This window comes from Shewanella sp. SM32 (assembly GCF_025654235.1).
GTDB classification, from domain to species: domain Bacteria; phylum Pseudomonadota; class Gammaproteobacteria; order Enterobacterales; family Shewanellaceae; genus Shewanella; species Shewanella oncorhynchi.
The window spans coordinates 1-20353 of sequence record NZ_JAKKRO010000044.1 but is presented as its reverse complement, the minus strand read 5'-3'; the positions used below and the strand labels follow the sequence as shown (position 1 = coordinate 20353).

General features: G+C 49.6%; 15 protein-coding genes, 1 tRNA gene and 5 pseudogenes. 12 read left to right on the top strand and 9 right to left on the bottom strand.

Annotated features, from left to right (window positions below):
• Positions 1-12 precede the first annotated feature (12 nt).
• From tusD to punR, 3 genes are all read right to left on the bottom strand, one after another.
• Positions 13-402, bottom strand: coding sequence for a sulfurtransferase complex subunit TusD (gene tusD, locus L5M10_RS16465; protein WP_028759948.1), 390 nt, complete (start codon positions 400-402; stop codon positions 13-15).
• A 69-nt stretch (positions 403-471) separates the two neighbouring features.
• The gene (locus L5M10_RS16460) at positions 472-1131 is read right to left on the bottom strand and encodes a Bax inhibitor-1/YccA family protein (RefSeq protein WP_028759949.1); all 660 of its coding nucleotides are present in this window, start codon (positions 1129-1131) and stop codon (positions 472-474) included.
• Positions 1132-1469: 338 nt separating this feature from the next.
• Positions 1470-2372 (bottom strand): DNA-binding transcriptional activator PunR, encoded by a 903-nt coding sequence (punR, locus tag L5M10_RS16455; protein WP_028759950.1) that lies wholly within the window; start codon positions 2370-2372, stop codon positions 1470-1472.
• Positions 2373-2487: 115 nt separating this feature from the next.
• Between punR and punC the strand changes: the two genes are divergently transcribed.
• Together punC and L5M10_RS16445 are read left to right on the top strand one after the other, a co-directional pair.
• Positions 2488-3759 (top strand): purine nucleoside transporter PunC, encoded by a 1272-nt coding sequence (gene punC / locus L5M10_RS16450; protein ID WP_263161187.1) that lies wholly within the window; start codon positions 2488-2490, stop codon positions 3757-3759.
• Positions 3760-3839: 80 nt separating this feature from the next.
• Positions 3840-3930 (top strand) — tRNA-Ser (locus tag L5M10_RS16445).
• Between the two features lie 192 nt (positions 3931-4122).
• On the opposite strand, the gene L5M10_RS16440 is transcribed toward L5M10_RS16445, so the two are convergent.
• The 3 genes from L5M10_RS16440 to L5M10_RS16430 are packed head-to-tail and all read right to left on the bottom strand — an operon-like array spanning position 4123 to position 6295.
• Positions 4123-4686: a hypothetical protein gene (locus tag L5M10_RS16440; protein ID WP_263161184.1), complete on the bottom strand. Its 564-nt coding sequence runs from the start codon at positions 4684-4686 to the stop codon at positions 4123-4125.
• Positions 4683-5027 (bottom strand): hypothetical protein, encoded by a 345-nt coding sequence (locus L5M10_RS16435; protein ID WP_263161182.1) that lies wholly within the window; start codon positions 5025-5027, stop codon positions 4683-4685. Before L5M10_RS16435 ends, L5M10_RS16440 begins: the two co-directional genes overlap by 4 nt.
• Positions 5024-6295: an MATE family efflux transporter gene (locus tag L5M10_RS16430; protein WP_263255602.1), complete on the bottom strand. Its 1272-nt coding sequence runs from the start codon at positions 6293-6295 to the stop codon at positions 5024-5026. The genes L5M10_RS16435 and L5M10_RS16430 overlap by 4 nt, the downstream gene beginning before the upstream one ends.
• 384 nt (positions 6296-6679) lie before the next feature.
• Between L5M10_RS16430 and L5M10_RS16425 the strand changes: the two genes are divergently transcribed.
• Positions 6680-6826 (top strand): hypothetical protein, encoded by a 147-nt coding sequence (locus tag L5M10_RS16425; protein WP_219252338.1) that lies wholly within the window; start codon positions 6680-6682, stop codon positions 6824-6826.
• Between the two features lie 72 nt (positions 6827-6898).
• On the opposite strand, the pseudogene L5M10_RS16420 reads toward L5M10_RS16425, so the two are convergent.
• Positions 6899-7174, bottom strand: a pseudogene (locus L5M10_RS16420) (transposase); the annotation flags it as partial.
• A gap of 170 nt (positions 7175-7344) precedes the next feature.
• Between L5M10_RS16420 and L5M10_RS16415 the strand changes: the two are divergent.
• The 9 genes and pseudogenes from L5M10_RS16415 to L5M10_RS16375 all read left to right on the top strand — a co-directional run.
• A complete protein-coding gene (locus tag L5M10_RS16415) occupies positions 7345-7593 on the top strand; it encodes a heavy-metal-associated domain-containing protein (protein ID WP_173247046.1) in 249 nt (82 codons plus the stop codon).
• Between the two features lie 254 nt (positions 7594-7847).
• A pseudogene (locus tag L5M10_RS16410) lies at positions 7848-8043 on the top strand (IS3 family transposase); the annotation flags it as partial.
• A 674-nt stretch (positions 8044-8717) separates the two neighbouring features.
• A complete protein-coding gene (locus tag L5M10_RS16405; protein ID WP_317630147.1) occupies positions 8718-9887 on the top strand; it encodes an efflux RND transporter periplasmic adaptor subunit in 1170 nt (389 codons plus the stop codon).
• Positions 9884-13066, top strand: a complete 3183-nt coding sequence (locus L5M10_RS16400) for an efflux RND transporter permease subunit (protein ID WP_263255601.1) — start codon at positions 9884-9886, stop codon at positions 13064-13066. Before L5M10_RS16405 ends, L5M10_RS16400 begins: the two co-directional genes overlap by 4 nt.
• The gene (locus L5M10_RS16395) at positions 13063-14529 is read left to right on the top strand and encodes a TolC family protein (RefSeq protein WP_317630146.1); all 1467 of its coding nucleotides are present in this window, start codon (positions 13063-13065) and stop codon (positions 14527-14529) included. Before L5M10_RS16400 ends, L5M10_RS16395 begins: the two co-directional genes overlap by 4 nt.
• Before the next feature lie 75 nt (positions 14530-14604).
• The gene (locus tag L5M10_RS16390; protein WP_263255599.1) at positions 14605-17112 is read left to right on the top strand and encodes a heavy metal translocating P-type ATPase; all 2508 of its coding nucleotides are present in this window, start codon (positions 14605-14607) and stop codon (positions 17110-17112) included.
• An 83-nt stretch (positions 17113-17195) separates the two neighbouring features.
• Positions 17196-17468, top strand: a complete 273-nt coding sequence (locus tag L5M10_RS16385; RefSeq protein ID WP_263199440.1) for a hypothetical protein — start codon at positions 17196-17198, stop codon at positions 17466-17468.
• A 20-nt stretch (positions 17469-17488) separates the two neighbouring features.
• A complete protein-coding gene (gene cueR, locus L5M10_RS16380; protein WP_263255598.1) occupies positions 17489-17971 on the top strand; it encodes a Cu(I)-responsive transcriptional regulator in 483 nt (160 codons plus the stop codon).
• Between the two features lie 284 nt (positions 17972-18255).
• Positions 18256-18411, top strand: a pseudogene (locus L5M10_RS16375) (IS630 family transposase); the annotation flags it as partial.
• Here L5M10_RS16375 and L5M10_RS16370 read toward each other — a convergent pair.
• A pseudogene (locus L5M10_RS16370) lies at positions 18407-18764 on the bottom strand (transposase); the annotation flags it as partial. The pseudogenes L5M10_RS16375 and L5M10_RS16370 sit on opposite strands and share 5 nt — an antisense overlap.
• A 1375-nt stretch (positions 18765-20139) precedes the next feature.
• Positions 20140-20353, bottom strand: a pseudogene (locus tag L5M10_RS16365) (IS30 family transposase); the annotation flags it as partial.

Genomic DNA, 20353 nt, shown 5'->3' with positions numbered 1-20353 from the left:
TAGCCCTGAGAGTTAAAAACTGATCAAACGATCGGCCGATTCAATACCTGTGATTAGCTCACCTAAACCGCCCATGATAAATGACTCGCCCACATTCCAGTGGCTAAGGCCATTCTCGCTGGCATCTTGCTGACTCACAATGCCACGACGTAGCGCTGCAGAAACGCAATTGACTAACGGGACCTGATGGGATTGCGCCAGCTGTTTCCAGTCACTGATCACATCGTTTTCATCGGAGGCGGGTAAGCTTAAATCTGTGGAGTTATACACGCCATCTTGATAAAAAAACACACAGATAATCTGATGCCCAGCTAAAAGTGCAGCTTGGGAGAAGCGTAAGGCATTAACACTCGCCGACGTGCCATAAGCGGGCCCGTTCACTTGGATAATAAATTTGCTCATTTAAAATAAAAATGGCCCTAAAAGTAGGGCCATTCTAACGCAAGTTAAGCTAAAAATCGCTAACTAGGATTAGTCATCGTTGCCTATGCCCATCAGGTGCAACAGCGCGATGAAGAGGTTTAAGAAGTCTAGGTATAACGAGATAGTCGCGCGAATGTAATTAGTTTCGCCGCCATTGACGATACGGCTAGTATCAAACAGGATAAAACCTGTCATCAGTAACGCCAAGCCCGCGTTAATTGCCATAAAGGCAACACTGTTACCCATAAAAATATTAATCACAGCGGCGGCGATCACCACAATCAAGCCGGCAAATAAGAATCCACGTAGGAAAGAGAAATCTTTCTTAGTGGTCACGGCATAGGCTGATAACGCAACGAAAATCACTGACGTTAACCCCAGTGCTTGCATGATCAGCTGTGGACCGTTTGCCATACCCGCGTAGTGATTGAGCATGTAGCCCAGTGAAGCACCTTCCATACCCGTAAAGGCAAACACCCAGAAGATACCCGCTGCAGACTCGGCTTTACGTAACGTGACAAACAACAGTACTAGGCCACCAATCGATAAACCAATGGAGACTAACGGACTGATATTTAATGCCATTGCCAAACCCGCACACAGGGCAGAGAAGGCCAATGTCATCGATAACAGCATATAAGTGTTTTTAAGAAGTTTGTTCACTTCCAGTGTTGACGCACTCGTCGAATATAAGGTTTCTTGGGTCATGTTGATCTCCGTTGACACATTTCCAAACTGATCATTTTGATTTTTTACAGCACACTAAGTTCCCGTAAAATCCTAAAATGAACTTAACTGGTGCAATGATACCGTACATGAGATACGGGTGAAAGTCATAGAACCATGAATAACAAATTGTTAATCTTCAAAATTTTACTCAATTATTTATTTCAACTTTAACTGCAAAGCAAAAAAATAAGATTCTTGTATCTGCGTCTTCATCCACTATGAAGGTAAAAATTTAGTCTGTACATAAGCAGACGGTACACAATCACACTCAATGCTGATTTCAATGACTAGATCAGCATATTGAGTTTAAACCAAGCTTAAGCCAGCCACTCTTTGTGCAATTTTTCAGTATCGCCAAGATATTCCAGCACCCAAGCGAGTGCAGGCGACATCTTGTCAGCATTCCACGCCAAGCAACAAGGGCTTGTCTGCTTTGGATTTTCCAGTTGTTTTTCAACCAGCGCACCCGCCTTAATAAACACGCTCGCTAAATGCACTGGCATATAACCGACGCCTAAACCTTCGCGGAAACAGTTAATGGCACGGATCCAATCGGGTACAACGAGGCGACGTTGATTTTCGAGCAACCAAGTCATACGTTTTGGAATTTCCCGAGAAGTATCTTCTAAACAAATCGAGGGAAAAGGGCGCAGCTCATCGTCACTTAATGGGCGGTCAATACTGGCCAAGGGATGATTTTTACTAACAAGAAACGCCCACTCAATATCCCCCATGTCTTTATATTGGTAAACACCACCGACTGGAATTGCGGTTGTCGCACCAATAGCAATATCACTGCGACCAGTGGCGAGCGCTTCCCAAACCCCGTTAAAGACCTCAATGCGAATAATTAATTCAATATCATGGAAGTGTCGATAAAAGTCAGCAATTAATACGCTGATCCTGTCGGCACGGACGATATTATCAAGGGCTATGGACAAGGTGGGTTGCCAACCATTTGCCACGCGCTGAGTGCCACGTTTCATCTCGTCCATTTGCGTGAGCAAGGTTCTGGCTTGCTTCACAAAATGTTCACCCGCTGGTGTTAACGTTACGCTGCGATGATGCCGTTCAAAAAGAATGACGCCGAGTTCTTCTTCTATTTGCTTGACCGCGTAGCTCACGGCAGAGGGCACTTTATGTAGCCGATTCGCCGCCGCGGTGAAACTACCTACACGAGCCACAATATCAATGAGTTCTAGCGCTTGTTCTGAGAGCATAACTGACGTCCATTCCAATGAAAATAATTGATAGCACAAGTCAAAAATAAACGTTTCCAATAAATTTAACAAGTCTTTAGACTGCACACTTTAGTCAATCCGACCCGATTATTTTATGAAAACGTCTAGTAACACCTTTGTAAACATAAAGTTCTTTATGTTTCTATTCTATTTAGCCATGTTGAGCATGCTTGGCTTTATTGCCACTGACATGTATTTGCCTGCTTTCAAAGCAATTGAAAGCTCATTTAACAGCACACCATCACAGGTGGCGATGTCACTGACCTGTTTCCTTGCGGGTCTTGCCTTAGGTCAGCTGCTTTACGGCCCGTTAGTCAATAAAATCGGCAAACGTTGGGCACTGATCTTTGGCCTTGTTTTATTTGCCATTGCTAGCGTGTTTATTGCCAACAGTGATTCTATATTAATGCTCAATACCGCGCGCTTCTTCCAAGCCATTGGCGCCTGTAGCGCAGGGGTTATTTGGCAAGCTATTGTGGTAGAACAATATGATGCCGATAAAGCCCAAGGTATTTTCAGCAACATTATGCCATTGGTTGCATTATCGCCTGCATTAGCACCGATCCTTGGCGCTTATATTCTGAACGAATTAGGCTGGCGTGCAATCTTTATCTCCTTGTGTGTTATCGCTTTTCTGCTGGTATTGATGACCTTGTACTTTGTTCCAGGCAAGAGTCAACATAAACACAGTGAACATGTCGCTGTATCTTATGGGCAAATTTTGAAAAACACCCGCTATTTAGGCAACGTCGTGATCTTCGGTGCCTGTTCCGGTGCTTTCTTTGCCTACCTAACTGTGTGGCCGATTGTGATGGAAATGCACGGTTATCAAGCGACTGAAATTGGGTTAAGTTTTATCCCGCAAACCATCATGTTTATTGTCGGTGGTTATGCGAGTAAGTTACTGATAAAACGCATTGGCGGGCATCAAACACTCAATATCTTGTTGTCGATTTTCGCAGCCTGCGTTATTTCGATCATCATGTTCACGCTGATTTATCCCGCGAGCACGATTTTCCCACTGCTGATTTCGTTCTCTATTTTAGCGGCGGCCAATGGTGCAATTTATCCAATAGTCGTTAACAGCGCGCTACAGCAGTTTAGTCAGAATGCCGCTAAGGCCGCAGGATTACAGAACTTCTTACAGATCAGCATTGCCTTTGGTGCATCTAGCTTAGTTGCTATGTGGGCAAGCCTAGGTGAAGTGGCTATTGGTTGGGGTATCCTATGTTGCGCTATCTTAGTTGTGGTCGGCTATATACTTAAGAGTCAACAAGAGTGGGGCGACTTTGCCAAACATTTCACTAAGCCAGATCCCGCACGGGTAGGCATAATGTCCGATGTGAAGCAAAATCCAGCGGATTGAGTGTAATAGCAACAATTGGCGCGTAATTGAGAGTTAGTGCTTTACAGTCAACAGACTTACTTATATTATGCGCCTCGTTCGGAGGGGTGGCAGAGTGGTTTAATGCACCGGTCTTGAAAACCGGCGTGGGTTTATAGCCCACCCAGGGTTCAAATCCCTGCTCCTCCGCCATATTTAGTCAAAAAGCCGCTAAGCAATTAGCGGCTTTTTGCATTTTAGCTATTTTAGCCTTGCGTTTCTGATCCGAAACGCAGTGTTTCAGCCATATTTCACAAGCAAAGCCATCAGCAATGATGACTTTGCTTGTATTATTTAACTCTAGATTTCCTCATTCAACATGATGCCTGACAATCTCAGCCATCATTACACTTTGGGGAGTTTGTGTTGGATCATGGCAAGAGCAAAGGAATGCCAATCTGCATAAGCATAGCTGCTCACCAGATCTCGCAGGATAGTCGGTTCGCCAGCATTATCAACTGGTTGCAAAATTATCGGCAAATTCAGTGCATTGCAGTAATCCCGCCGCTCCACCACAAAAAACTGCTTCTTGTAGGGGAGTAGCAATGTGTCCTCAGCTTGCGTATTAAACTCACGCGCGGCTAAATAACCAGTAAACCAATGATTCAGTAGTGTCTCGCATTGCTTAGTGTGGAATAAGTTTCCCCAATCATCCCCGAGTATGGCTTGACCCGACAGGACTCGCTGACAATGATGAAAATCGATAAAGCCTAGCTCACGAGCAATCACTTGTTGGCAATGCTTTAGCTGGAGATCTGAGTATAAGATGCCCAACTTCGCTATTAAGGTTGTGACTCTTTGCTTGGCTGGCAGCTCATCCTGCTGACAAGCCTTGAGCAGCTTTTTAGCGCGAATTTTGGTTTCATTTAATGCGATAACACTTGAGTCTTGCATATTGGCTAACTTCATTTTGCATTACCTCCATGACTGACTCGATTTGCTCGCGGCACGTGAATGAAAGGCCAAATACTGATGATCAATAAACTCAAGAGACAAGCTAAAATGTCCGCGATTGGAAAGGCCATCCATAACTCAATCAAAGCGTTTGGCATGATATTAATGTTTAATACACCTGTGATAAATGAAATATCTGTAAAGGATAGTTGAGGTAACAGGACCAGCAGGGGCAATAACAAACCATAGATTTTTATCCCAGATAATAGCAATGCAAGCTTAGGGCGGTTTGTGCCTTGATACACAGCAATTGCGATACCTGTGATCCCCGCCAAAGGTAAGGCGATAAACGTCACACTCGAAATCTTAATACAGGCGGCAATGAGTGCGAGGTCATCGGTGAAAATACCAAAACCGAGGTAGGAAACTCCATAAATATAATTGTCACTACACTCAGATAACAGCAGGTCAAGACGATTCCCCATTTAGCACACGCTAACACCCGAGAAGATGCCATCGCCCCATAGTTATAGGCACTGATCGTCTGTGCTGCACTGGTTAGAGCCATGAGCGGCAGGGCGATAAAGATATTAAAGCGTCCGATCAAACCATAAGCGCTGATCATGTACGCGACCTCATTCGCCGCTGGCGTATTGGGCACTGCATTGGCTAAATGACTGACTAAAATATGATTTACCAATGAGATCACGCAGGCAATCCCAAGATATGACAATAGTATTGGGCTACCTAAGCCAAGAATCGCTTTTATCTCAGTGAGGTTGAGCTTTATCTGCTCTATTCTAAAACAAATAGGCTGGGCAGCTTGCCGATGAAGCGCCTGCTTATTGGCAAAGCGGTTATTGGGAACAAAATAGACGACGGCGATAAATAGACTCACACATTGGCCCGCTACCGTTGCCCACGCCGCACCACTTACTCCCATCTCCAAAACGGCAATAAAGAGTGTATCGAACAGGATGTTCATGACCGCCGACAACAAGATAACCAGCAGCATCACCATGACTTTGCCTTGTGCTCTGAGTAAATCGCCGCTAAGGGATAACAAAAAGGTGAACTGACTAAAACAGAGAATGGGTTGTAGATACTCTGTAGCAGCTAAGGCAAGTGTTGAGCTTACCCCAATAAACGCTAATAGATTATCGAGCTGGGCGAGTGACACGACAGTGACGATCACGCCGCAACATAGGGCTAACGCGAAACCGGTGTTCGCGATTTGACTCGCCTTATCAAATTCGTTTGCCCCTAAAAATCGGCTCACTAAGGTCGCAGTCCCATTTCCTATCATGCAGGCTAAAGCGAAAATCATCATTTGTAACGGGAAGGCAATCGTTACCCCAGCCAATGCATCGGCACCGATGTATTTCAAAATAAAATATGAGTCGACTAAGTTGTAGCTGCCGCTGAGCATCATGGCGAATGCCATGGGTAACGCAAAACGCAAATACAAAGTAGGGATAGCTGACGTACCTAAGGACTCTGTTGACTGAGATCCTGAATGAGATTTCCCGTGGGAGGGTGTTTCGGTGGCTGCCAAGGGTACAATGTCAGAAGGTTCAACATTGATACCGGCGGGTTTGAAAGTGTTAGCGGTTGCATGTTTCACAAACAATTCTCCTAAGTTTATTGGCATTCCGCTAAGCCAAACTTATTTGATTGCTGTGGGTTCGATATGAAATCGATTCGCAACGCTGTTAATTTATCAGAGTGATATCATCTTTTGCGGACAGGCTTCTCTGCAACCTGCCGCGTACTATCGCGTACTATTCTCATTCCTCCGCCCTATGTCAATCACCAGCTTGTCGTATTTAACGGTAGCATTGAACCACTTCACATGTTAGTAGTAGATGAGCGATAAATTAATTACGTCATCCAACAAGCCACTTAAACCACTTTCTGTACCACAAGCTATCGCAAATTCAGTGCCTAGCGATGATATAAGAGTCCGTTGTACAAATACCTTTTAGTTGCGACACAAGCTGTCGCATCTATGCGTATAATATTAAAAAATAACGAATTGAGGTGCACTATGGATGGTCTAGTTATTGAGTCAATCAGCCTACTGACCTTGCTTGAAGTGGGTGATGTTCCATATACCGATCTGATGTTATGTTTCGCAAGCTGCCGTTTGCTGTAGTAAAAAACGTTATTGCTGATTTTACAGCTCGGGGCAGGGGGTTGGCTCGACCTTATTTAACCTGAGATCGGTTTAACTAGCCATAACTGCAATAGCATTAAACTCCCCGTTAGTGAGGTTCAGTTGTGGCTTATTGTCTTTTAATTGATAGGCGATGAGTCCCGCAATCATATTCAGCATAAAACCATGCACGCTGCGGTGTCTGGAGAGCTCTATTTGAGAGATATTTTTTAACTGGTCGTTGATGGTTTCTATGATGAAAAGTCTCGACAGCATCGCTCTATCCCACAACAACATCGCCTTCTCTTTCATATTCTTACGCACGTTTTCCACCAGTGTGACCGCCTTTTTCCAGCAAGTACTGAGTAGCTATCAGATTGCAGCACTGGCGACCCCTGCTCACATTGTGCCATTTGGGCACAACTGGTACTGGGTAACATCACAGAAAATAAGCCTTGACCTTCTCCCTGTAGCAAGGTGCAGAATTTTAGCTGCCCACCTAGCAAAGGAGATTTACGATGTTAACGTTAAAAATTACCGATATGACCTGCAACCACTGCTTTGGCTTGATCAATCGTGCAATAAAGGAACTGGACGCCGATGCAGTCGTAACAGCAGATCTCTCCAGCCGTAGTATCAATGTACAAAGCAGCCAATCGCAAGACGAAATACTCGACGCTCTGGAGGAAATTGGATATCCGGCCAAACCTGAGTCAACCTGTTGCAGTGTAGATAGAAGCAGCAAGTCGCAAAATACCGCCAATTGACAGTGCACCTTAGTGGAGGCTTGAGCTGTGTGCAGTGAAAGTTGCATGTACGGTTCTTAGGAGAGCAGCACCTAGTAACAGAGGTGCTGCTTATCCGCCCATAACGAGTTATAAATGGATATAATTTAAGGACAGAGTAATTGAATTTTTTCCAAAAATGTAATATCACCGCCAATATAATAGTCAGACTCTCTATACCACTGCACCTGCTCCGGTCTAATTTTATTTCAGCACTTAATTTTGAGGCAGTATGGGTAGGTGTGTGTTGGGATAATGCCTTCGTTTAGCGTTTCTTTGGTAGCTTTACACTATTGGATTTTTAATATTGCTCAACCAACAAGGGAGTTTTTTAAGCTAGATGTGACTGTTTAAATGAAATATTAGAACTTGGAGTGACGTCATTCTGCTAATGGTGATCTGTCACCTGTAGAGTTCAAAAATTCTCAATGAAAATTGTCTAATATGGGTTGAACAGTACACTGAACGCTCACAGACAGAAGTAAATCTAATGCAATTAAGGCAATGGCACTCATGCGCTAGCCCTGATCAAACACCTGAGTAATCACCACGAATTTAATCATAGTATCAGCTCTTCTTTATTTTGATTACTGCTCAGTCTGACACTTAAGGCCAGAACATCATTTCCTTATTTCAGCCTGTATCTGCTTAGTTCTAAGCTCTAAGTTTGCGAGCTTACATTCCTCATACCCAAGTAGTCGAACGGTAAAACTCGCCAGTGTTTAATGCTGTTTGCTTGGAACTGCAATCAGGCCATTTCTGCTGTCAGCCCTAACATGAATGCAACCAGTAGGCTAAAGCTGCCAGCAGTAATAACACTTCCAATCGCTCTCATTTGTAAGTGCAGTGGTCGTAGCAGCCAAGGCCGTATGTCTGGCTTTTTTGTCGAGGAAGTTTTCTTCTATGTGCATGCCTTAATACTTAGCGATTTTCGTCGCTGATCATGATTTTTTCGTCATCAGAGTTAGACTTCGCTGCGTCTCGCAAGGCCTCCTTACTAATCAAAAAAACACTTGACCTTCTAAGCGTAGTAAGCCGGATAAATACAGTAAGAGCTACCTCGGCTCAGCAAAACTAACTGTCGACTGCTATCGAGAAAGGAAAAAATGATGAAGGTCAAACGCATAACCATAACCACTGTGGCGCTAAGCGTTGCACTCGCTATCGCAGGATGCAAGGAGGCGATGCCCTCTGTCAGTCCCGCAAAGCCACCAAGCGTTCCGGTGGCCGAAGTGATCGTTCGTCCGGTGACGCCATTTGTCGAACTCACAGGTTCGCTGACCGCGGTCAAGCGGGTTGAGCTGCGCCCGAGGGTTGCTGGCTATATTCAGAACGTAAGCCTGCCCGAGGGACGCTTCGTCGAAAAGGGCAGCGAGCTCTTTCTCATTGATCCTCGGGTGTTCCAAGCCGCGCTGAACGCCGCGACGGCGCACCTGCGCCAGGCTGAAACGGCATCGATACTTGCCCAAACGGAATATGCACGAGCCGAACAGCTATTTGCCCAAAAGATCGTTGCTCGTGATCGCTTCGACATCGCAACCGCCTCTATGAATGCAAGCAAAGCACAGGTCGACGCCGCAAAGGCAGCGGTGGATGCCGCACAATTGGATCTGAGTTTCGCACGTGTCACGGCGCCGATCAGTGGACGTGTCGGCCAAGCCCTCGTTACAGAAGGCAACTACGTCTTCAGCGGTGAGACGCCACTCACGACTATTGTTTCTATCGATCCCATCCACGTCTATTTCGATGTCGACGAACGCACTTATTTGCGATCGCTCGCCGCAGGCCGAGACCACACTACCACGCATGGTGCACAGGCGGAAAAGGTCATGGTGGCACTGCTCACCGACAAGACGTATTCGAGGCCAGGCCGTGTCGACTTCCTCTCCAACACCAGCGATCGTGGGACGGGAACAGTGCGTATCCGCGCTGTTGTCAACAACCCCGATGGGCATTTGACGCCCGGTCTTTTTGCCAAGGTTAAACTAGAGACCGGAGCGCCGCAAGCGAGGGTTCTGGTTTCCGATCATTCGATTAGTACCGATCAAGGTAGCCACTATGTGCTCGTTGTCGGCAAAGACGACAAGACGGAATATCGGCCCGTCGAGCTGGGTCCGGTGGTCGAGGGTTTGCGCGTGATCGAACAAGGTCTACAGCCCGGCGAGCACATCGTTGTCAAGGGGCTGGTAGGCCCAGGCATGCAGGTCACGCCACAGTCCGCTGCGATTGACGGTACACCTATTGCGGTGTCACAAACCTCGGGAGCCGTACAATGACATTCCCACGTTTTTTCATCGATCGCCCGATTGTTGCCATCGTCCTTTCAATTTTGATGGTGCTCGCTGGCATCGTTGCCTTCTTCCAATTGCCGCTCAGCGAGTATCCGACCGTGACGCCGCCGACGGTTCAGGTGACCGCTTCCTACCCGGGCGCCAATCCCAAGGTGATTGCAGAAACGGTAGCCGCGCCACTCGAGCAGGCGATCACCGGGGTCGAGGGCATGCTATACATGTCGTCGCAATCAGCCACTGACGGCCGAATGATCCTGACCGTCACGTTTGCGCAAGGGACGAATGCCGATATGGCACAGATCCAGGTACAAAACCGCGTCTCGCGCGCTCTGCCGCGTTTGCCGGAGGAGGTGCAGCGCCAAGGCGTCATTACGCAGAAGACCTCGCCGGACATCCTGATGGTGGTTCATCTGTTATCGCCAGACAAACGCTACGACCCTCTCTATATTTCGAACTACGCTTACCTCCAGGTGCGCGACGATCTGTCCCGTATCCCGGGAATCAGCGACGTTCTGGTTTGGGGAGCTGGTGAATATAGTATGCGGCTCAGGCTCGATCCGAGCCTGATCGCCGCACGAGGGCTGACAGCGGGCGATGTGATTGCCGCTGTGCGCGAGCAGAACGTACAGGTGGCAGCTGGTTCCGTCGGTCAGGCTCCCAATTCCAGTGTCGCGTTCCAAGTGACAGTGAACACGCTCGAGCGGTTAACTGATGAGGAGCAGTTCGGCGACATCATCATTCGTACGGGCGGCGACGGCCAGGTGACGCGCTTGCGCGATGTTGCCCGCATTGAGATGGGGGCCGATACCTACGCATTGCGCAGTCTGCTTGACGGTGAACCTGCCGTTGCGCTGCAAATCATCCAGAGTCCGGGCGCTAACGCACTCGACGTTGCTCAGGCGGTGCGTACAACCATGCAGCGGCTTGAAGGCAGCTTTCCGGAAGGACTCAGCTCGCGCATCGCGTATGACCCGACGGTGTTTGTTCGTGCCTCGCTGGAGTCGGTGGTAACCACCTTGTTGGAGGCGATTCTTCTTGTCGTTATCGTGGTGGTGCTGTTCCTGCGCAACTGGCGTGCTTCGCTCATACCCCTTATAGCGGTGCCGGTGTCGCTGATCGGCACCTTTGCCGTCATGCATCTGATGGGCTTCTCACTGAACACGTTGTCGTTGTTTGGCCTGGTGCTTTCAATCGGGATCGTCGTCGATGACGCGATCGTGGTGGTCGAGAATGTCGAACGTCACATCGAAAATGGTGAGGAACCCATACAGGCCGCGCGGCTTGCCATGGACGAAGTCACCGGTCCTATTATCGCGATTACCTCGGTGCTCGCCGCCGTTTTCATTCCGACCGCTTTTCTAAGTGGCTTGCAGGGTGAGTTCTATCGACAGTTTGCGCTCACGATTGCGATTTCAACCATTCTGTCGGCAGTTAATTCACTCACGCTCAGCCCTGCGCTCGCAGGACTCTTGTTGCGTCCGCGCCAGGCGGCAATAGTGCGTGTTCCACACAGTCTGCGTGGCCGCGCCGAACAGTTGTTTCGGACACTAGGCCAGCCGTTCCAGCATGCACCTGACGCTTATGGCAACACGGTGCGCAAAGTGGTGCGGATTAGCGGCGTGGCGCTTCTGGTTTACGCCGGACTCCTTGCGTTGACCTTCTTCGGATTCAAGGCCGTCCCGCCCGGCTTCGTGCCCATGCAGGACAAATATTATCTTGTCGCAATCGCCCAGCTGCCAAACGCCTCGTCACTGGACCGCACCGACGCAGTCGTCAAACAGATGTCGAAGATCGCGCTGACCGAATCAGGTGTCGAAAGTGTCGTTGCGTTTCCCGGCCTTTCTATCAATGGTTTCGTCAACGTGCCAAATACCGCGGTCATATTCATCATGCTCGACCCGTTTAAAGATCGCATTACACCCGATCTCAGCGCGATGGCGATTGCGGGGCGCTTGCAAGCCCAATTTGCCAGCATCCCCGATGGTTTCCTCGGCGTGTTCCCGCCACCACCGGTGCCAGGCCTTGGCGCGACGGGCGGATTTAAGATGCAGGTCGAGGACCGCAGCGGTGCTGGGCTAGCAGCTCTGGTGCAGCAGACCCAGATCCTGATGACAAAAGCTACCGAGTCGGGCGAGGTGGCTGGGCTTATGACCAGTCTTGACATCAATGCGCCGCAGTTAGATGTCACCATCGATCGCACTCAGGTCATGAGCCAGGGGGTTCGTCTGGCGGATGTTTTCGAGTCGCTTCAGGTCTATCTCGGATCTCTATATATCAACGACTTCAACCGCTTCGGTCGAACCTATAAGGTGACGGCCCAAGCCGATGCAGACCACCGCATGCAAGCCGAATCTATCGGCCGACTGCAGGTGCGCAACGCGGCCGGAGATATGCTGCCGTTGTCCTCCTTTGTCACTGTGACACCAAGTGCCGGCCCAGACCGCGTGATGCACTACAACGGTTACCCTACGGCCGACATCTCGGGCGGTGCGATGGCTGGCGTCAGCTCGGGGCAGGCTGTTGCGGTCATGGAACGATTAGCCAAGGAGGTTTTGCCTGAAGGCATGAGCTTCGAATGGACTGATCTTACCTACCAGCAAAAACTGGCTGGCGATTCTGCACTGTTCATTTTCCCATTGTGCGTGCTGCTCGCTTATCTCATCCTCGCCGCGCAATACAACAGCTGGCTGCTGCCTCTGGCGGTTCTGCTGATCGTGCCGATGTGTCTTTTGAGCGCGATTACCGGTGTCTGGCTGGCTGGGGGCGACAACAACGTCTTTGTTCAGATTGGGCTTATCGTGCTCGTCGGTTTGGCGGCCAAAAACGCAATTTTGATCGTCGAGTTTGCACGCGGCCTCGAAGCTGCAGGAACAAGTGCGCTGGAGGCGGTCGTTGAGGCTTGTCGATTGCGGTTGCGGCCTATCGTGATGACCTCATTGGCATTTATTGCTGGCGTCGTACCGTTGATATTGGCAAGCGGTGCTGGGGCCGAAATGCGCCAGGCTATGGGGATTGCGGTCTTCGCAGGTATGCTCGGCGTGACATTGTTCGGATTATTCCTGACACCGGTTTTTTATGTAGTGATACGTGGCTTGGAGGCTCACTTCGAGCGGCACAGTTACAGTTCAAGTGCTAAGCCGCACATAGAGGAGAGCATGTCATGAGAAGTCCCTACCAAGCAGTTCTGTTACCCCTGAGTGCGCTCATCTTGACTGGATGCACGGCGGTGGGCCCAAACTACTCACTACCTTCATCGCAGTTTCCGACCAGTTTCAGTGAGCCTCCCGCCGGTCTTGGAACAGGGGCCGTTGAGGTGAAGTGGTGGGGCACCTTCGACGATCCAGCTCTGAACATCATGATCCAGCGGGCGCTCGCGGCGAACCATGACATAGGTATCGCTGTCGTTCGGCTCGAAGAGGCAAAGGCCATGTTGGGTGAGAGCCGTCAGGGCTTCCTGCCGAGCGGTGGCGCTGAGCTTGGTTATGAGAACCGTCGCCGGAGTGAGGTCGAGACGCCCCATAGTCAGTCGCGTCAGATAGAAACCTATCGCGGCGCGGTAGACGCTTCCTGGGAAATCGATCTTTTTGGCCGTGTGCGGCGATCGGTGGAGGCCGCTCAGGCGCAAGCAGGCTCCCGCGAGGCTCTGCTGCGTGGTGTGCAGGCGGGGGTCGCTGCTGCGGTGGCTGCCACTTGGTTCGAGCTACGCGGTATCGAGGCCGAACTAGCTGTAGCCGCCGACATCAGCCAAAGCCAGCGCGAAAGCCTGAGCCTGGTCGAACGTCTCGTGCACGCCGGTTCTGCCAGCGAATTCGACCAGCTCCGTACCGAGGCCTTGTTGCACCATGTCAAGGTGGCTGTGCCCGAACTGGAGCGCCGCCGTGCGGCCTCCAGCAATGCACTGGCCATCCTTCTTGGCGAAACGCCCCAGACGTTTAGACCACCCGTTGCCACGCCTGCGCGTGAAGCGCTTGCTGTTCGAATAATCGCCGTGGGCGATCCTGCAGCACTCCTTTCACGGCGTGCTGATATTGCGGCGGCTGAACGGACTCTCGCTGCGGCGACCGCTCGGATTGGGGTCGAGACGGCTGGTTTCTACCCCGAGATCCAAGTGCATGGTTCAATCGGGCTTGTTGCTGGAAGTCTCGATGAAGTAAATGGCTCCGGAGTGCTGTCCAGCTTCCTCGGCCCGGTCATTCGCTGGTCTCTTTTCGATACTGGGCGCGTGCGTGCCCGCATCGCCGCCAGCGAGGCACGTACCCAAGAGACGTTGATCGTCTACGACCAGACCGTGTTGCGCGCACTGCAGGAAACCGAGGATGCCTTCAAAGCCTATGGCGCCGCGGGTAGCACGCTTGAGCTGCGTCTGCTTGAGTCAGCCGCAAATCGCGAGGCGGCTCGTCTTGCCCGTGTGCGGTTCTCAGCAGGTGAAGGCATCTACCTTGATGTGCTCGAAGCCGAACGGTCCGACTTTGCAAGCCGGCGTGCGCTGGCAATCGCTCGCACCCACCAACAGCTTGCCGTTGTCAGCATCTACAAGGCGCTGGGTGGCGGCTGGGAGATCTGCGCGCAGGCGGATCAGGACTGCAGTGGCGCCGACGGCATTTCGAACGGACGCGTCGTGAAATAAATCACACACAGGACTTGACCTTCCCATGGTTGGAAGCATTAAGCTTTTTTAACTCAACATTTAAGGAGTAGTTCAATGGCTTCTGTTTCCTTGCCACAAAACGCCAATCAATCCGTGTCCGCAGGCACTCGTCTGAGCCTGCCTGTCGAAGGCATGACGTGTGCATCATGTGTCGGCCGTGTCGAGCGAGCGTTGAAAGCGGTCCCCAGAGTGCAGACGGCCGTGGTCAATCTTGCCACCGAACGCGCCGACATTACTTTCACCGGCGTAGCCAATCCGCAGGCGGCTGTCCACGCCATTCAGAGCGCTGGCTACACCATTCGCGAAGAGACCATCGAGTTGGCGATCGAGGACATGACCTGCGCATCGTGTGTGGGCCGGGTAGAGAAAGCGCTCGTAAAAATTCCGGGCGTGCTCGAAGCCACTGTAAATCTGGCGACCGAGCGCGCGAGGGTGCGCCATTTTGCAGGGAGCGTCTCCACGGCAGATCTTGAAGCCGCTGTCGAACAGGCGGGTTACAAGTCCCGTCGCTTGTCCGCCGAAACGGCGAATGCTGGCGATCAGGACACTGAGCGTCGTGAGAGCGAGGCGCGGGCACTGCGACGTTCTTTTATCACTGCAGCCATCCTCACCTTGCCCGTATTCATCCTTGAGATGGGCTCTCACCTTATTCCCGCCATGCATCATTGGGTGATGGGGGTTCTGGGGCAACAGACCAACTGGTATGTGCAGTTCGCGCTCGCCACCCTGGTTCTGTTCGGTCCGGGTCTGCGCTTCTTCCTAAAAGGGGTACCGGCGTTGCTGCGTGGTGCTCCCGACATGAACTCACTGGTCTCGGTCGGCACCGCGGCGGCTTATGGTTATTCGATCGTCGCAACCTTTGCCCCTGAAGCGCTGCCGCAAGGCACTGCCAACGTCTATTTTGAAGCTGCTGCTGTCATCGTTACCTTGATCCTGCTCGGACGCATGCTGGAGGCGCGCGCCAAGGGGCGAACCTCGCAAGCGATCAAGCGGCTCGTCGGACTTCAGGCTAAGACCGCGCGCGTCCAGCGCAACGGCGAAACGTTTGAAATACCGCTCGATCAGGTGATGACTAGTGACATAGTGCTCGTTCGTCCGGGCGAGAAGATTCCGGTCGACGGCGAAGTCGTCGAAGGTGCCTCTTATGTTGACGAGAGCATGATCACCGGCGAGCCGGTGCCCGTATCTAAAGGGGTGGGAGCCGAAGTTGTCGGCGGCACTATCAACAAGACGGGCGCTTTCAGTTTTTGCGTCACCAAGGTCGGCGCGAATATGGTGCTCGCGCAGATCATTCGTCTGGTCGAGCAAGCGCAGGGGTCAAAGCTGCCGATCCAGGCGCTGGTCGACAAAGTGACCATGTGGTTCGTCCCAGCGGTGATGGCAGCTGCCACGATGACCTTCCTAGTCTGGCTAATCTTCGGCCCGTCCCCAGCGCTGACCTTTGCGCTCGTTAATGCGGTCGCGGTTCTTATTATCGCTTGTCCGTGCGCTATGGGACTGGCAACGCCGACCTCAATCATGGTTGGCACCGGCCGTGCGGCCGAGCTCGGCGTACTCTTTCGTAAGGGCGAAGCCTTGCAGGCGTTGCGCGATGTGAGCGTTATCGCGCTCGACAAAACCGGCACGCTGACCAAAGGACGCCCCGAGCTGACCGATCTCATGCCTGCCGAGGGATTTGAATACAACGAAGTTCTTGCTCTTGTTGCGGCCGTCGAGACCCGCTCCGAGCACCCGATTGCCGAATCGATCGTCACAGCCGCAAAGCAGTTGAACCTCACCCTTGCACCTATTGAGAGCTTCGACGCAACACCGGGCTTCGGCGTGTCGGCCAAGGTCGCAGGTCGTACCGTCGCCGTCGGTGCGGATCGGTTTATGACGCAGCTCGGTCTGGATATGTCGAGCTTGCAGTCCACCGCCCTGCGTCTTGGCGAGCAAGGCAAGAGCCCACTTTATGCCGCGATCGACGGCCGCTTGGCAGCGGTGATTGCAGTCGCAGATCCAATCAAAGAAACAACGCCCGAAGCAATCAAGGCGCTGCACGCGCTCGGACTGAAAGTCGCGATGATCACTGGCGACAATGCGGCGACCGCTGCGGCGATTGCCGAGCAGCTTGGCATCGATGAAGTCTTAGCCGAGGTTCTCCCTGATGGTAAAGTCGAGGCACTGAAGAAGTTCCGGAACAATGGCGCGCGAGTCGCCTTCGTGGGAGACGGTATCAACGACGCGCCAGCACTCGCCGAAGCTGATGTTGGGCTCGCTATCAGCACGGGAACCGATGTAGCGATAGAAGCTGCTGACGTGGTGCTAATGTCGGGCGACTTGCGTGGCGTGACGAATGCGATCGCGCTTAGTCAGGCCACGATCCGTAACATTAAGCAGAACCTTTTCTGGGCCTTCGCCTACAACGCCGTGTTGATCCCGGTTGCGGCGGGTGCGCTCTACCCGTTGAATGGCACCTTGCTTTCGCCAATTTTCGCTGCGGCCGCAATGGCACTTTCCAGTATATTTGTGCTCGGCAACGCGCTCCGACTCAAGCGCTTCAGAGCTCCGATGATGGTTTAAACCCACACCAAGTCATTGGCTTTTGGGGTGGTAGCACAAAAGTCACGCTTGGTAGACGAATATTGTTGAAGGAGTAACACAACATGTTTTCACCAAATATGCCCTTGGAGCACCTCAAGGACGATTATAGCGACGCCCGAGAACATCTCTTTGCCATTGCAAGAGTCGTCACACCTGAGGTGTTGCGGGACTACGACCATGATATCCATTTGACCACCACATTAGCTCTGAGCAATCTTCAGATGGAATATAGACAACATGAATGCAATCTTAATACCTGTATGCCGACGTGTTCTTTACGCCCAGAGAAATATCTGTGCGTAGGTAAACCTCAGTTTTTGGGCGTATTTGATTAATTTACTAGAAGGAGAGAATGATGAATATTGGTCAAGCAGCCAAGTTGTCCGGCATCTCGGCGAAGATGATTCGCTACTACGAACAGATTGGCTTGATACCCAAAGCTAATCGTTCTGATGCTGGCTACCGAAATTACAGCTCGGCGGACGCGCAAAGTTTTCGCTTCATCCGTCGCGCACGCGACCTTGGCTTTTCTGTCGAACAAATCTCGGAACTCCTGGTCTTGTGGTGCAACCGAGATCGCGCGAGCGCCGACGTTAAGGCGTTGGCGCTCTCCCATGCCGACGGACTGAAGGCGAAGATCGTTGAACTACAAGCTATGGTGCAAACGCTCGAGCAGCTAGCCGAAAATTGCCATGGCGATGGCCGCCCGGATTGCCCGATCCTTGCGGATTTGGCTGAGCCAACCGCCGCATCGAAAGAACGTTCACAAGTTCCACATAGAACACCTCGATTTGGGAGTGACACACCCGCCTCGTCACGCCATCGTCCGCCACGGTGACTAACTCGTGAGCTTCTTCGATGGCGGCGTTTTCCAAGTTAGTTGTCACCATTGACTTACGCATCGAAGAAGCCCAAAAAGCACAATCATCAAGTTCTGTACAAGAACCAATACTAATCAAAACCAGCTCCAGAGGATAACCTATATGACGAATGTTCAATAAATTTACGCTAAGCGCGATACTCATTTTTTGTTTTTCAGCCCAGGTATAAAGCCACCGCCAGCAATACAATTTACATTAATTATGTGGCCTAATTGATATTCGCTTTTTAATTATAAAAAATATGAATAATCCGAACATCGCAGCCTTAGTAAATCGGAGAAAAGTGCACGCAAACGTAGGCACTATTTAGTGCTTACTCCATTTCAGCGAAGGTCATTCTCGTACCGCTCTCGCAAGTATGCTGGTCAGTAGAATCAGTGTGAATCGATGGATATCAGTGTTATGGGAAACAGGTTAGATTGCTGTTTGATGAAACTAAATTTTACTTCATTTCTCTCGTAAAGAAGGCGCTGGCCTCGGTGTGCCCCTTGGGTATTTTTATAATTTCTTTCTTCATGCGTAATCATTTGTTTTATCTACGAAATTTATTAAACTCATTTCATTCAGACTATTCAAGGTAAGGCCTTGCTGCAAGGCTTCGTGTTTTTCCTTCCAGTTGTAAAGCAGACTAGTGCTAACTCCAAGAGGCTTTGTCGCATCGGCAACACTATAACCTTGCTCCAGCACCATCAAGACGGCTTCATCCTTAAATGCCTGCGGATAACTCTTATGTGATTTGTTCAGACTCATATTGACCTCTTAAATTATTGACCATACTGTCTCAAAGTTAAGTGTCCGATGGGATTAGACCAGAACACGCTATCAGGGGCAGTGTTATGGACATCAATCCCATTTAAAGTCATTCGTATTAATAACTAACCGTAACTGTTCAACATTAAGCTACTCAGAAGTTATGGAGGTTAAGCCGCTTAAGCAGGCGTTATCCATAGAAATTTTAATTCTAAATTCACTAATTCGAGCTAAAAGTCTAACTTGAAAATGTCCAGAAATGAGCTGGGTGGGGTCGAGTTGAGATTGTCCGATTAAGTCTAGCTATTTAATCAACACTGTCAGTTCATATATGAGCTAGTACACATAATGATTTTTGTCCAAAAGTAGGTTAGGGCGCTTCACTCGATATCTATAAAAACTCCTGAAAATGACATATTTATGTCCATGGCGGCTCAAAATCGGTAACATCTTAGTATTTCATTGTGATTTTTTGGACAAGCATAAGCGCGTTGCTAGGTGTTTCTGGCTAGTTTGCGAGTCCAATATACCAAAGCATTCACGTAGCGACGATTAAATTGTTTAAGATACCGTCAGGTGAAACTGGTGATGTGTTCGAGCGACTCCGATGTTGATAAATCACGTCATCAACATTACAACAAATTAATAGGTAAGATTAAGCAGTGGAAATATAGCTACGAACCAATTTCAATTAAGCTTGGTAAACCGATGAATTATTGTAAGTAATCATTCTAATGGAGCGACATGATTTGATTGGGACATTGTTTCATAAAATTCATTTCTAACACGTCATCTATACTTCAAAAGAGTTCGCATAGCTGCGTGTGAGGTGCACTTTGTCAAAAAGCAGCAAACACAAAGTTTAATGCGCTCTGGATGAACAAATTTGCACTATAATGGAGCAAGATTTTTGACGGAGTGATTTATAATATTGATATAAATAAACAAAAATCAGACTCACGAAATGACACAAAACTCATTTGGAATGACAAGCCACTTGTGGCTTGTCATACAAAATGAGTTTGGGAAATGCGTAGAAACAACGAGTTAGAAAATACGATTTTCTTTGGAAGGCTTTAAATTGTCATAATTTATGATTTTAAGCGCTTTTTTGTCAAAGAATATGATTTTAAGCGCTAATAAATTAATCAGCATCTGATTGAAGATGGCCGAAATATGACTTTATTTATATTTAATAATATAGTTTTTTAAGTAATTTATCACTCTATTTTTATCAGAAGTGTAAGCATGGAATTAAAGTGAAGACTATTTGAATTCAACGAAGACAATCTTTTGAGAAAAAATCACGATCAAAATAACTAATTGATTGAGTGCACAGAGCCCGAATTCAACCCCGAAGTGCGACACTCGACAATTAAGCAGCTAACTGGTGAAACACCACGGCAGGCTGCTTAAACTTCAAACACTTTTTGGGTCGATAGTTAATTCTATTCTGAGCAAATTCGATTWATTCATCACTCACTAGCCTCAAATCAACCCCTTTTTTGACGTACTGCCGCAGTAATCCATTGGCGTTTTCATTCGCTCCTCGTTCACAAGAACGATAAGGGTGCGCAAAATATACCTGT